The following is a 12,267-nucleotide window of genomic DNA, read 5'->3' as shown; positions in this document are numbered from 1 at the left end:
ACGCCGAAAGTAGTTGGTGGGCAACTGCCTGCGAGGAAAGGAAGCTGCCGTGCTCATGGAGGATTAGCTCAGCTGGGAGAGCATCTGCCTTACAAGCAGGAGGTCACAGGTTCGAGCCCTGTATCCTCCATCGAGTCGTTAGCTCAGTTGGTAGAGCAACGGACTTTTAATCCGTGGGTCGAGGGTTCAAGTCCCTCACGGCTCATGACCCTAATTTGCGGGTGTGGCGGAATTGGCAGACGCGCTAGATTTAGGTTCTAGTGTTTTCGGACGTGTGGGTTCAAGTCCCACCACCCGTATTGCCAACCACATATTGACAATATGCCGATTTAGCTCAGTTGGTAGAGCATCTGTCTTGTAAACAGGGGGTCGTACGTTCAAGTCGTATAATCGGCATTTATATTTTGCGGAAGTAGTTCAGTGGTAGAACATCACCTTGCCATGGTGGGGGTCGCGGGTTCGAATCCCGTCTTCCGCTTTCATCAACACGCCGGAGTGGCGGAATTGGTAGACGCACGGGACTTAAAATCCCGCGGTTGGTTTCAACCGTATCGGTTCGACTCCGATCCCCGGCATTGATGATGCGCCCTTAGCGCAACTGGATAGAGTGTCTGACTACGAATCAGAAGGTTGAAGGTTCAAATCCTTCAGGGCGCACTTAAAAACGGGAAATGGCTCAGTTTGGTAGAGCACCTGGTTTGGGACCAGGGGGTCGCAGGTTCGAATCCTGTTTTCCCGATTGTATCTAAATGGTATTAGTTACATTTTTGGCGGTGTAGCTCAGCTGGCTAGAGCGTCCGGTTCATACCCGGGAGGTCGAGGGTTCGATCCCCCCCGCCGCTATATTGTAAACTTGGACCTTTAGCTCAGTTGGTTAGAGCAGACGGCTCATAACCGTCCTGTCGTAGGTTCGAGTCCTACAAGGTCCATTACATATGTATATTAATATCGCGGGATGGAGCAGTCTGGTAGCTCGTCGGGCTCATAACCCGAAGGTCGTTGGTTCAAATCCAGCTCCCGCAATTTGGTCCATTGGAGCAGTGGTTTATCTCGCCTCCCTGTCACGGAGGAGATCGTGGGTTCAAATCCCACATGGACCGTAAGATGGCTCGGTAGCTCAGTTGGTAGAGCAAAGGATTGAAGCTCCTTGTGTCGGCGGTTCGATTCCGTCCCGCGCCATTCATTTTTTATATTAGGTGCGGGTATAGTTTAGTGGTAAAACGAAAGCCTTCCAAGCTTTAGTCGCGAGTCCGATTCTCGTTACCCGCTTTATATGGGCCTATAGCTCAGCTGGTTTAGAGCGCACGCCTGATAAGCGTGAGGTCGATGGTTCAAGTCCATTTAGGCCCATTGGAGACTTACTCAAGTGGCTGAAGAGGCGCCCCTGCTAAGGGTGTAGATCGGGTTATTCCGGTGCGAGGGTTCGAATCTCTCAGTCTCCGTAATTAAAAAGTCTTAACGTAAGATTTTGAATCTGCGTTAGGACTTTTTTGTTTTTCATTATGTTCTGATAAAACAGCTTTAATTGCTTCTCATGTTGATGAAAGAAAGAGAAAAAAGTATCTTTTGATTGGAGGACTATAAAACAGTTTTATATTTAGTAAAAAATCTGAAGAGCGTAAGCAAGACATATTTAATGCTTCCAAGCTATATTTAAAGCAATAAAAATTGAATATCAAATCGTCTGACAGGTTACAAATAATATTTCAATGCCTCAATAATATCGTAAAAATTCAAAATTAAGGGCTGAAACCTGTAAGTAAAAATATATGAGGTCTTATATGTGTCTAATACTTCCAAAATCTGCGAATTTATAAAACTCAGAAAATAAATATTCTCAGAATTAAAAATTTGCGATATCAGAAGAGAAACTAAATAAAAAGGACTTAGTATCCAAATAACCGTAAATTAGCCTTATATCAGACAATATTGCAGGATAGATGCTTATTTTGGCTAATAACAAGCTATAAAAATAGGCGATAGGCGATATAAAAAAGCAAAATAAAAAAATTGAAAAAAAGCCTTGCAATTTAGATTAATATCTATTAATATTAAATACGTTGTGATTGAGGGATCACATCGATGACTTAAAAGTTTTAAAAGATAAAAAAAGTTCTTGACTTTTAAAGCTCGTTTAGTTATTATAATAAAGTGCTCTTCGTTAAGAGACATGACCCGTTGGTCAAGTGGTTAAGACACGGCCCTTTCACGGCCGTAACATGGGTTCAAATCCCGTACGGGTCATTTACCATTTTAATATATTTTGGTACTTACAGCTAATGGAGGATTACCCAAGTGGCTTAAGGGGACGGTTTTGAAAACCGTTAGGCGGTTCTGCCGCGCGTGGGTTCAAATCCCACATCCTCCTTATAATATCGCGGGATGGAGCAGTCTGGTAGCTCGTCGGGCTCATAACCCGAAGGTCGTTGGTTCAAATCCAGCTCCCGCAATTTGGTCCATTGGAGCAGTGGTTTATCTCGCCTCCCTGTCACGGAGGAGATCGTGGGTTCAAATCCCACATGGACCGTAAGATGGCTCGGTAGCTCAGTTGGTAGAGCAAAGGATTGAAGCTCCTTGTGTCGGCGGTTCGATTCCGTCCCGCGCCATCAAGCTGGAGGAGTAGCGAAGTGGCTAAACGCGGCGGTCTGTAAAACCGCTCTCTCTGAGTTCGGCGGTTCGAATCCACCCTCCTCCATAATAGGGATATCGTATAATGGTAGTACATCGGTCTCCAAAACCGCTGATGTGGGTTCAATTCCTACTATCCCTGTTTACCTTCATGGCGGAATTGGTGAAGGGGTTAACACACCGGTTTGTGGATCCGGCATGCATGGGTTCGAATCCCATATTCCGCCCTAGTATTGGGATATAGCCAAGTGGTAAGGCATTAGACTTTGACTCTAACATGCGCTGGTTCGAATCCAGCTATCCCAATTCTAAATAATTTAATAACTTATGGCGGTGTAGCCAAGTGGTAAGGCAGAGGTCTGCAAAACCTTAATCGTCGGTCCGAATCCGACCTCCGCCTTATCAACAAGATAAGTTGATAATTTAATTTAATATTATGGCGGTGTGGCGGAATTGGCAGACGCGTCAGACTCAAAATCTGGTGTCCATTACGGACGTATCGGTTCGACCCCGATCACCGCTATTATTTTAAAGTGATTCATTTTTGAATCACTTTTTTTGTTTATTGAGATATATTTGTAATTTTTCATTATAAATTGCAGTTAGTTTAAGTAATCTTTATAATGCTAAATATGGAGGTATTTAAATGAATATTGGTCTTTATACCGATACATATTTTCCCCAGATAAGTGGCGTGGCTACTTCTATTAAGACGTTAAAAGATGCGCTGGAAAGACAGGGGCATAATGTATTTATTTTTACGACAACGGATCCTAATGTAAAAAAAGGCACAGTTGAACCTAATGTCTTTCGTTTTAGCAGTATTCCTTTTGTTTCGTTTACTGATCGTAGAATTGCATTTAGAGGACTTTTCGAAGCTACTAAGGTGGCTAAGGAAGTCAATTTAGATATAGTTCATACTCAAACTGAGTTTGCATTGGGTACTATTGGAAAATACGTAGCTCATCAGCTAGATATTCCAGCTATTCACACTTACCATACGATGTATGAAGATTACTTGCATTATATTTTGAATGGACATTTATTGCGGCCATATCATGTGAAGCAATTTGTAAAAAGCTATTTAAAAAATATGGATGGCTGTATTGCTCCTAGTGGCCGAGTAGAAGAATTATTAAGACGTTACGGTGTCCAAATTCCGATTCGGGTGATTCCTACCGGTGTAGATATTCAGAGCATGAATAGTGATGCAAATCGTGATGTACGAAAAGATCTTGGTATCGATGCAGATGCCCCAGTTATATTGACGTTAAGTAGAATTGCTGCTGAGAAAAAAATAAATCATATTTTGAATGTATTACCAGCAATTATAGAAGAAATACCTAATGTTAAATTTGTGATCGCTGGTGATGGTCCAGATGTTAAAGTGCTCCAAGAGCAAGTTGAGCGTTTAACTTTAGAAGATTACGTAATCTTTGCAGGAAATGTTGACCATGGAGATGTAGGAAATTACTACCGCATGGCAGATATTTTTGTCTCTGCTAGTGATACTGAAACTCAAGGATTAACATATGTTGAAGCTTTAGCAGCCGGCACACCTTGTGTTGTTTATGATACTGATTATACGGAAAATATCTTTGACAAAGATATTTTTGGACGAAGATTTAATACGCAACAAGAGATGCAAGAAGAAATTATTTCTTTGCTTAAGCAAAAACGGGCAAAAATCCCACAAGAAATATTGCAAAATAAGTTGCAGAGTATTTCATCGGATCAATTTGCTACAAATGTGCATGATTTTTATCAGTATGTAATTGATCATTATCAGCCTAAGCATGAAGAAGATTAAAAAAGAGGATATAGATGATTAGAATTAATATGTTCTCACAAGCTGATTCCGTTAAAGGTCAAGGGGTCGGCTCAGCATATAACGAATTAATTAAATTATTGAGAACGCATTTAGTAGATGAATTTTATGTAACAATAAATAAATATGGCAATAGTGATTTAACACATTACCATACGATTAATCCAACTTATTATGCTAATAGTTTTTCACCAGCACGTGGTAGAAAAATTGGCTATGTTCATTTTTTGCCAGATACTTTAGAGGGCTCAATCAAATTACCAGGCGTTGCAAAAAAAGTATTTTATCAATATGTAATTGATTTTTATAACCGCATGGATCAAATTGTAGTAGTTAATCCAATTTTTATTGATAAATTGGTCAATTATGGTATTGAACGCGATAAAGTTAAGTACATTCCTAATTTTGTTTCTAAAACTGAATTTTATGAGGAATCACTTGCAAGCAAAAATGCATTTCGTCATGAATTGGGGTTACCGCTAGATAAATTTGTAGTTTTTGGCGATGGCCAAGTTCAGGAAAGAAAGGGAATAGATGATTTTGTCAAAATGGCAAAAGCTAATCCAGATGTTCAATTTATTTGGGCAGGTGGCTTTTCTTTTGGCAAGATTACGGATGGCTACAGTCACTATAAAGACATGGTAGATAATCCGCCTAAAAATTTAACTTTTGCTGGTATTGTCGATCGCAAAAAACTGGTTAAATATTTGAACATTGCTGATTTATTCGTGTTGCCATCATATGATGAATTGTTCCCGATGTCTGTTTTGGAGGCATTTAGCTGTGGCACGCCAGTACTTCTGCGTGATTTAGATTTATATAAGGCTATTATTGATGGTTATTATATGAGTGGCCAAGATTTCGGCGAAATGAATCAAGCTTTACAAAAGGCCAAAAGCGATCCACATCTGTTGAAGAAATATAGTGATTTGTCTATTAAAGCAAGTCAAGAATATTCAGAAGACCGATTAGCCCATATTTGGAATGATTTTTATCATGAGCAATACAAATTGGGCAAGGAATTGGGACAAATTCATTAATGAATAAAAAGCATTTATGGGGCATCTTGATTGTATTGGCAATCAGTGCCTTTGTCTTATATATGGATCTGAAGTCAACACCATTATCAGAAATATTAAAGGCGGCTCATGGTCTTAATATTGTAGCTTTAATAATGGTATTTGGCTTAATGCTTCTGTCATATGTTTGTGAAGCGGGGATCTTAGCCACATTAGCTCATCGTAAAGAAGAGCCTAAAAGATCTGCATGGTCATTTTTGCGAATTCCAATTATTCAGGCTTTATTTAATGCGATTACACCAATGTCAACTGGTGGTCAGCCATCACAATTGGCAGCGATGATTCAAATGGGGATGGAAGGTGGTAGATCAACTTCCATTCTATTAATGAAATTCATTATTTATCAGATCGTAGTTTTATTCGCCTATGTCTTTACGATTATCTTTGGCTTTCATATGGTAATGACTAAATTTGCGGGGCTAGCTATATTTATTGCAATCGGCTTTTTGATCCACGTTAGTTCCATCATTTTCTTATTAGCAATCATGTTTGCCTATCATTTTACAAAGAATGCAACTAACGCTTTAATGAATTTGCTGGCAAAGTTCATTAAAAAAGAGCGTGTTGAAAAATGGCGTGCTGCTACTTTAGAAAAGATTGATACTTTTTATGCAGAAAGTCAGAAATTGAAGAAAGAAAAAAAGAAGCTGATTGTAGCTTCGATTTTGACTGTTTTACAGCTATTATTCTTTTATTCAATTCCATTTATGGTACTGATAGCTTTAAATGTGCCATGTTCATGGGCTAATGTCACGCAGATGAATATTATGATTATTATGTTCATGGCGATTATCCCTATTCCAGGTGCATCTGGTGGTGCGGAATACAGTTTTCAGACTTTATTCTCCACGTTTATTTCTTCTCATGGTGCTTTGATTTTAGCAATGTTTATTTGGCGCTTTTCAACTTACTTTTTCGGAATGATTTTAGGTATCTTTGGTTGGATTTTTAAACCTAAAAAGATAAAAAGTTCAGAAAGTAATTAATTTTTCTTAAAAGAAATGCGTCTTGCTTAAATCAGTAGTAAGATAAAATATCGTAATGAGAGGAGAAAGCAATGGAACGTACCAAGTCTTTTTTTAAATGGTTAACGCAAACTAAACTTGGCTTTTTTACGATTGTTTTAGTACTGTTTTGGTTAAAAACATATTTTATATATTTAACGAAGTTTAATTTGGGTGTGGTTGGTCCAATGCAGCAATTTCTGCTTTTGATCAACCCGATACCATCAGGGATGCTCTTGTTAGGTATTGGCTTATTCTTTAAAGGGCGAAAGTCATATTGGATTATCCTAGTAATAGATTTTTTACTAACGCTGTGGCTTTTTGCAAATATACTTTATTATCGTGAATTTTCGAATTTCTTGTCATTTTCGATAATAAAAACTTCAGGTTCGACTTCAGATAATTTAGGAAAAAGTATTGCAGGAATTACTTTAGCTAGTGATTTTCTGGCCTTTATCGATATTGCCGCAATTATTGTTTTATTAATCACTAAAGTCATCAAAATGGACGTACGTCCTTTAAAGCTTAAAGTCAGTTTATTAGTAGAATTGCTGGCAGTTAGTTTAATGGGCCTTAATTTATTGATGGCGCAAAAAGATCGTTCTGGTCTTTTAACTAGAACTTTTGACAATAATTATATTGTTAAATATCTAGGCATTAATGAATATGCCATTTATGATGGTTATAAGATGGCGCAGACGAATGCGCAGATGGCTAAAGCTAACGTATCTGATCTACGCTCAGTTAGACAATACTTAAAAGCAAACTATGTCAAACCTAATCCTGCTTATAACGGTGTAGCCAAGGGTAAAAATGTCTTGGTTATTCACTTAGAGAGTTTCCAACAGTTTTTAATTGGCTATAAATGGAAGGGCAAGGAAGTAACCCCTAACTTAAATAAGATTTATCATCAAAAAGATACGATTAGTTTTGATAATTTCTTTAATCAGGTTGGTCAGGGAAAGACCTCTGATGCTGAAATGATGTTGGAAAACTCATTGTTTGGGTTGCAATCAGGTTCAGCCATGTCGACTTATGGCACTTCTAATACTTTTGAAAGTGCACCAGCTATATTGCATCAACAAGCTGGTTATACGACTGCCGTAATGCATGGTGGTGCAGGCTCATTTTGGAATAGAGATAATGCGTATAAATCATTCGGCTATCAATATTTCATGCCACTTTCATACTTTAAGAATAAGCCAGGCTATTATGTCGGTTATGGTCTGAAGGATAAGATCTTCTTCGATCAATCAATTAAGTATATTGAACGTTTACCGCAACCATTTTATTTAAAAATGATTACAGTTACTAACCACTATCCATATAATTTGGATAAGAAAAATCAGTCAATTGATAAGACTAATACAGGGGATGAAACTGTAGATGGTTATGTGCAAACCGCGCATTATCTTGATCAGGCTATCGGTGAATTAATGCGTTGGATGAAGAAGACTGGTCTTGATAAAAAGACGTTGATTGTCTTTTATGGTGACCACTATGGTATTTCAGGTAATCACCATAAAGCCAGTGCTGAATTGCTTAAGAAAGATTCTTTCAATGATTTTGATAATCTGCAATTCCAGCGTGTCCCACTGATGTTCCACATGAAGGGATTAAAAGGTGGTATTAATCACACTTATGGTGGTGAAATTGATGTTTTGCCAACTTTATTAAATCTATTAGGCATCAAGGACAAAGATACTATTCAGTTTGGCTATGATTTGCTTAGCAAAAATGCACCACAAATTGTTGCTCAACGAAATGGCGATTTTATTACTCCTGAATATTCTAAAGTAGGCAGTGATTATTATGATACGAAGACTGGGGAAAGAATTAAGCCTGATAAGAAATTGAAAGCAAAGCTTACTGCAATTTCTAACAAGGTGACAACACAGCTTTCTTTGTCTGATCGTGTAATTGATGGTAATTTGCTCCGCTTTTATCGTCCAAAGTGGTTTACTACGGTTAAGCCAAAGGATTATGATTATAACAAAGCAACTTCATTGAAGCGGTTGTTCGATGATCCAAGCAAGACATCACTCTGGTATCAAAATCATCAAAAATCGACACAAAAAGATTTTAAGACTGATGCGCCAGAACTTAAAAAATAACTGCAAAAATAAGCAATTTGTGATAAAATTTATTGGTAAGTGTATGTGTGTATTGGAGGCAGCGCATTGTATAATTTAATTATGACGCTACTAATCATTGTTTCAATCTTAATCGTTATTGCAACAATGATGCAGCCACAAAAACAACAAGATGCATTGAACGCCTTATCTGGCGGTGCCGTTTTTAGTGGTCAAACCAAAAAACGTGGTTTTGAGGCATTTATGGAAAAAGTAACTGCAGTTTTATTGGTTCTCTTTTTCGTCTTTGCTATTATTCTAGCTTATATGTCTACAAAATAAATTTTGTACCTCCCGATCAAAAGTGATGGGGAGGCTTTTTTTATATTTCAAAAGATCGGAGATTAATTACATGGCACAAAACGAAAAAATTTTGGCCGGTGTTTTAGAAATTTTTCGCCATAATCCACAAAAACAATTTCGCGTAGATCAAATTGAACGAGAAGCGCGTCGTGAAAGATTGGGTAATTTTACTGAATTAATTAAAGCTCTTTCTTTCTTAGAACATGCAAATAAAATTATTACTGATGGTAAGGGACAATATCAATTAGCCCAAGCAGATACAATCGTCGAAGGTATTTTTAAAGCCAATGACAAGGGTTTTGGTTTTGTAAAGTTAGACGATGAAAATGTTGATGACGTTTTTATTGCAGCTGATTACACAAAGTATGCCGTTGATGGTGACCGAGTAAAGGTAAAGATTGTTGCTGATGGTAATCCTTGGAATGGCAAAGGACCAGAAGGTCGAATCGAAGAGATCCTAGAACGTGGCCTTGAAAGCTTAGTCGGTGAATTCCATCCACTGACTGATGAACAAAGAAAGATCAGTCCTTTTATTGGATATGCTTTAAGCAATAATAAAAAGTTGCACAAATATCGTGTATATTTATCCGAAAATGGTCTGATCCCACAGATGGGCGACATGGTAAAGGTATCTATCAAGGACTATCCTGAAGAAGATTATCCTGAATCTATGACTGGTGCAGTTACTAAGATTATTGGTAACAAGAGTGATCCAGGTGTAGATATCATGTCAATTGTTTCTGCTCATGACGTTCGTACTGATTGGCCAGAAGATGCAATGGCACAAGCTAATGCAATTCCTGATCATGTTACTGAAGAAGAGAAAAAAGGTCGAGTAGATATTACAGATCAGCCTGCAGTAACCATTGATGGGGATGATTCTAAAGACTTTGACGACGCCGTTGTTTTATGGAAATTGCCTAACGGAAATTATCATTTAGGTGTCCACATTGCCGATGTATCACACTATGTCAAAGAAAATACACCTTTAAATGAAGAAGCATTTGCTCGTGGTAACAGTACATACTTGGTAGACCGAGTTATTCCAATGTTGCCATTTAGACTTTCAAATGGTATTTGTTCATTAAATGAGGGTGTAGATCGTCTTGTTTTGTCCTGTGACATGGAAATTACACCAGAGGGTAAGAGAGTAGGCTACAAGATTTATCCTTCTGTTATGCGTTCACATGGTCGTATGACTTACAATAAGGTTAATAAGACCTTAAAGGGTGAAATGGATGGCTTAGAGGACAAGTATGTAAAATTACGTCCAATGCTCGAAGAAATGGCTGATTTGCATGCTATTTTATACAAACAACGTCATAGACGTGGTGCCATTGACTTTGAAGAACCAGAAGCTAAAATTATTGTTGATGATCAAGGCAAGCCAACTGACATCGTATTGCATGAACGTGGTACTGCCGAAAAAATGATTGAGTCATTTATGTTGATGGCTAATGAAACTGTTGCTGAAGATTTCTTTAGAAAGCATGTTCCATTTTTATACCGTGTTCACGAAACACCAGATGCTGAAAGAATTAAGAGTTTCTTCGAATTTTGTAGTGCATTTGGCTTAAATATTCACGCTGATCCAGAGAATATCAAGCCACTTGATTTGCAAAAGGTTGTATCTAAGACTATGGGTACACCAGAAGAAGCTGTAGTGCAAATGATGATGCTACGTAGTTTAAAGCAAGCACATTATTCTGAAGATGCATTGGGTCACTTTGGTTTAGCAGCAAAATACTACACTCACTTTACTTCACCAATTAGACGTTACTCTGACTTGATGGTGCACAGAATGATTCACGCATATCAAGAAAATGGAACTACCGAAGACATGCAGAAGCATTTTGCTAGTTACTTGCCAGATGTTGCTGAACAAACTTCTACTCAAGAACGTCGTTCAATCGATACTGAACGTGAAGTAAATGACTTGAAGATGACTGAATATATGGCAAATCAAGTGGGTCAACACTTTGATGCCGTAGTTTCATCAGTTACTAGTTTTGGTATGTTCATTCAATTGCCTAATACTGTTGAAGGCTTAGTACACATTTCTAATTTAACGGATGATTTCTATAGCTTTAATGAAAAGTCATTGACGTTAACTGGACGTGGTACGCATAAGCAATATAAGATAGGGATGCCTATTAAGGTTACCTTGATTAATGCTAACGTTGAGCAGCATCAATTAGACTTTGAAGTTTATGACCCTAACGCTCCTAAGAAGAAGCATAACGATCGAGGGATGAACGATCGTCGTCGTGGCAACCGCGGATTCCATAATAATCACGGGCACCGTGGTGGCAGCAATTATAATAGTCGTGGTAATCACCGCAGCCGTAATCAAGGAAATAGAAGAAATCAGAGAAACTTTGAACATTAGGAGAGATTCTTAATGAAAAAAGAAAAAGATGATAATCTAATTGCGCAAAATAAAAAAGCACGGCATGACTATTTTATTAAAGAAACTGTCGAAGCAGGAATTGCATTAACAGGGACTGAGATAAAGTCTATTCGTGCACGCAGAATAAACTTGCGTGATGGATATGTTCAAATTTATGGTGGTTCTGCTTATTTAGAGAATGTTCATATTAGTGAATATAAGCAGGGCAATCGTTATAATCATGATCCTTTAAGAAGTAGACGCCTTCTTTTGCATAAAAAAGAAATTGCACGGTTAGCTAAGGCACAATCTGAACGTGGAATCGCCATTATTCCGTTAAAGGTGTATTTAAAGCACGGTTTTGCCAAAGTTCTAATAGGTGTAGGACAAGGTAAAAAGGAATATGACAAGCGTCAAACAATTAAGGAAAGAGATCAAAAGCGTGAAATTCGCCGAAAGTATGGCATCTGATAGCATCGCAATCGCAGGATTGCGGTGCTATTTTTGTATTTTTAAAAAAATTTAAATAAAAATATGAGAGCTAAAGTTCGTTAATTGAAGGTAGAGTGCTATTTTATATAGCAAATAAGATTAGTTAACGCTAAATAAGCAAATAAAAATAAGTGATAATGTTACAACGTTGCCTAGCGTTTCTATTAGAACTCGAACAAAAGAGGGATTTGCCAAAAAAGAGAAAGTAGGGTAAATTAATAAAGTCGTCTTGAGAGATGACGAAGAGCTCGAGAGCTTTAAAAAAAGTTTTTGAAAAAAAGACTTGCAAAGTTAAAGCAAAACGAGTAATATATTTAAATGTCGTCAGGCGAGAGCCGAGGCGACGAAAAATAAATCAAAAAAGTTCTTGACAAAGGATTTGAGATTTGATAAAATATAAAAGCCGTCTGGT

General features: G+C 37.8%; 7 protein-coding genes and 27 tRNA genes. All 34 read left to right on the top strand.

Annotated features, from left to right (window positions below; genetic code table 11):
* Nucleotides 1-57 precede the first annotated feature (57 nt).
* The 34 genes from CP368_RS07955 to smpB all read left to right on the top strand — a co-directional run bounded on the left by CP368_RS07955 (nt 58) and on the right by smpB (nt 11,834).
* Nucleotides 58-130 (top strand) — tRNA-Val (locus CP368_RS07955).
* A 2-nt stretch (nt 131-132) separates the two neighbouring features.
* A tRNA-Lys gene (locus CP368_RS07950) sits at nt 133-205 on the top strand.
* Between the two features lie 12 nt (nt 206-217).
* Nucleotides 218-299 (top strand) — tRNA-Leu (locus CP368_RS07945).
* Between the two features lie 24 nt (nt 300-323).
* Nucleotides 324-396, top strand: a tRNA-Thr gene (locus CP368_RS07940).
* Nucleotides 397-406: 10 nt separating this feature from the next.
* A tRNA-Gly gene (locus tag CP368_RS07935) sits at nt 407-478 on the top strand.
* A gap of 11 nt (nt 479-489) precedes the next feature.
* Nucleotides 490-575, top strand: a tRNA-Leu gene (locus CP368_RS07930).
* A gap of 8 nt (nt 576-583) precedes the next feature.
* Nucleotides 584-657 (top strand) — tRNA-Arg (locus CP368_RS07925).
* 8 nt (nt 658-665) lie between these two features.
* Nucleotides 666-739, top strand: a tRNA-Pro gene (locus CP368_RS07920).
* A gap of 30 nt (nt 740-769) precedes the next feature.
* Nucleotides 770-843 (top strand) — tRNA-Met (locus tag CP368_RS07915).
* A gap of 12 nt (nt 844-855) precedes the next feature.
* Nucleotides 856-929: transfer RNA gene (locus CP368_RS07910), tRNA-Ile, on the top strand.
* A gap of 20 nt (nt 930-949) precedes the next feature.
* Nucleotides 950-1,023: transfer RNA gene (locus tag CP368_RS07905), tRNA-Met, on the top strand.
* Nucleotides 1,024-1,026: 3 nt separating this feature from the next.
* Nucleotides 1,027-1,100, top strand: a tRNA-Asp gene (locus CP368_RS07900).
* Nucleotides 1,101-1,106: 6 nt separating this feature from the next.
* Nucleotides 1,107-1,179 (top strand) — tRNA-Phe (locus CP368_RS07895).
* 19 nt (nt 1,180-1,198) lie between these two features.
* Nucleotides 1,199-1,269: transfer RNA gene (locus tag CP368_RS07890), tRNA-Gly, on the top strand.
* 6 nt (nt 1,270-1,275) lie between these two features.
* Nucleotides 1,276-1,350: transfer RNA gene (locus CP368_RS07885), tRNA-Ile, on the top strand.
* Between the two features lie 2 nt (nt 1,351-1,352).
* A tRNA-Ser gene (locus CP368_RS07880) sits at nt 1,353-1,442 on the top strand.
* Nucleotides 1,443-2,172: 730 nt separating this feature from the next.
* A tRNA-Glu gene (locus CP368_RS07875) sits at nt 2,173-2,244 on the top strand.
* A 37-nt stretch (nt 2,245-2,281) separates the two neighbouring features.
* Nucleotides 2,282-2,368, top strand: a tRNA-Ser gene (locus tag CP368_RS07870).
* Nucleotides 2,369-2,376: 8 nt separating this feature from the next.
* A tRNA-Met gene (locus tag CP368_RS07865) sits at nt 2,377-2,450 on the top strand.
* Between the two features lie 3 nt (nt 2,451-2,453).
* A tRNA-Asp gene (locus CP368_RS07860) sits at nt 2,454-2,527 on the top strand.
* 6 nt (nt 2,528-2,533) lie between these two features.
* Nucleotides 2,534-2,606: transfer RNA gene (locus CP368_RS07855), tRNA-Phe, on the top strand.
* A 7-nt stretch (nt 2,607-2,613) separates the two neighbouring features.
* Nucleotides 2,614-2,695, top strand: a tRNA-Tyr gene (locus tag CP368_RS07850).
* Nucleotides 2,696-2,699: 4 nt separating this feature from the next.
* Nucleotides 2,700-2,770, top strand: a tRNA-Trp gene (locus CP368_RS07845).
* A gap of 12 nt (nt 2,771-2,782) precedes the next feature.
* A tRNA-His gene (locus CP368_RS07840) sits at nt 2,783-2,855 on the top strand.
* A gap of 7 nt (nt 2,856-2,862) precedes the next feature.
* Nucleotides 2,863-2,934, top strand: a tRNA-Gln gene (locus CP368_RS07835).
* 23 nt (nt 2,935-2,957) lie between these two features.
* Nucleotides 2,958-3,028, top strand: a tRNA-Cys gene (locus CP368_RS07830).
* A gap of 38 nt (nt 3,029-3,066) precedes the next feature.
* Nucleotides 3,067-3,151: transfer RNA gene (locus CP368_RS07825), tRNA-Leu, on the top strand.
* Nucleotides 3,152-3,274: 123 nt separating this feature from the next.
* Nucleotides 3,275-4,438 carry a glycosyltransferase family 4 protein gene (locus CP368_RS07820; RefSeq protein WP_025006422.1) on the top strand — a complete coding sequence of 388 codons (1,164 nt, stop codon included), beginning with the start codon at nt 3,275-3,277 and terminating at the stop codon, nt 4,436-4,438.
* Between the two features lie 14 nt (nt 4,439-4,452).
* Nucleotides 4,453-5,496, top strand: coding sequence for a glycosyltransferase family 4 protein (locus CP368_RS07815; RefSeq protein ID WP_056945621.1), 1,044 nt, complete (start codon nt 4,453-4,455; stop codon nt 5,494-5,496).
* The gene (locus tag CP368_RS07810; protein ID WP_098044311.1) at nt 5,496-6,521 is read left to right on the top strand and encodes a lysylphosphatidylglycerol synthase transmembrane domain-containing protein; all 1,026 of its coding nucleotides are present in this window, start codon (nt 5,496-5,498) and stop codon (nt 6,519-6,521) included. Before CP368_RS07815 ends, CP368_RS07810 begins: the two co-directional genes overlap by 1 nt.
* Before the next feature lie 71 nt (nt 6,522-6,592).
* Nucleotides 6,593-8,653: an LTA synthase family protein gene (locus tag CP368_RS07805; protein ID WP_098037029.1), complete on the top strand. Its 2,061-nt coding sequence runs from the start codon at nt 6,593-6,595 to the stop codon at nt 8,651-8,653.
* Nucleotides 8,654-8,719: 66 nt separating this feature from the next.
* The gene (secG, locus tag CP368_RS07800) at nt 8,720-8,953 is read left to right on the top strand and encodes a preprotein translocase subunit SecG (protein WP_003632304.1); all 234 of its coding nucleotides are present in this window, start codon (nt 8,720-8,722) and stop codon (nt 8,951-8,953) included.
* A gap of 70 nt (nt 8,954-9,023) precedes the next feature.
* The gene (gene rnr, locus CP368_RS07795; RefSeq protein ID WP_098044310.1) at nt 9,024-11,363 is read left to right on the top strand and encodes a ribonuclease R; all 2,340 of its coding nucleotides are present in this window, start codon (nt 9,024-9,026) and stop codon (nt 11,361-11,363) included.
* A 12-nt stretch (nt 11,364-11,375) separates the two neighbouring features.
* On the top strand, nt 11,376-11,834 hold the full coding sequence (gene smpB / locus CP368_RS07790; RefSeq protein WP_025006418.1) for an SsrA-binding protein SmpB: 459 nt from the start codon (nt 11,376-11,378) through the stop codon (nt 11,832-11,834).
* Nucleotides 11,835-12,267 lie beyond the last annotated feature (433 nt).

Origin of the sequence: Lactobacillus sp. UMNPBX17, assembly GCF_002553735.1 — a bacterium.
Classification (GTDB): Bacteria; Bacillota; Bacilli; order Lactobacillales; family Lactobacillaceae; genus Lactobacillus; species Lactobacillus gallinarum.
This window is presented reverse-complemented; position numbering and strand designations above follow the sequence as displayed.

Excerpts from the sequence above, each read along its gene's own strand:
- CP368_RS07820 (WP_025006422.1), top strand. The coding sequence starts at position 3,275 with ATGAATATTGGTCTTTATACCGATACATATTTTCCCCAGATAAGTGGC.
- CP368_RS07815 (WP_056945621.1), top strand. The coding sequence starts at position 4,453 with ATGATTAGAATTAATATGTTCTCACAAGCTGATTCCGTTAAAGGTCAA.
- CP368_RS07810 (WP_098044311.1), top strand. The coding sequence starts at position 5,496 with ATGAATAAAAAGCATTTATGGGGCATCTTGATTGTATTGGCAATCAGT.
- CP368_RS07805 (WP_098037029.1), top strand. The coding sequence starts at position 6,593 with ATGGAACGTACCAAGTCTTTTTTTAAATGGTTAACGCAAACTAAACTT.
- rnr (WP_098044310.1), top strand. The coding sequence starts at position 9,024 with ATGGCACAAAACGAAAAAATTTTGGCCGGTGTTTTAGAAATTTTTCGC.
- smpB (WP_025006418.1), top strand. The coding sequence starts at position 11,376 with ATGAAAAAAGAAAAAGATGATAATCTAATTGCGCAAAATAAAAAAGCA.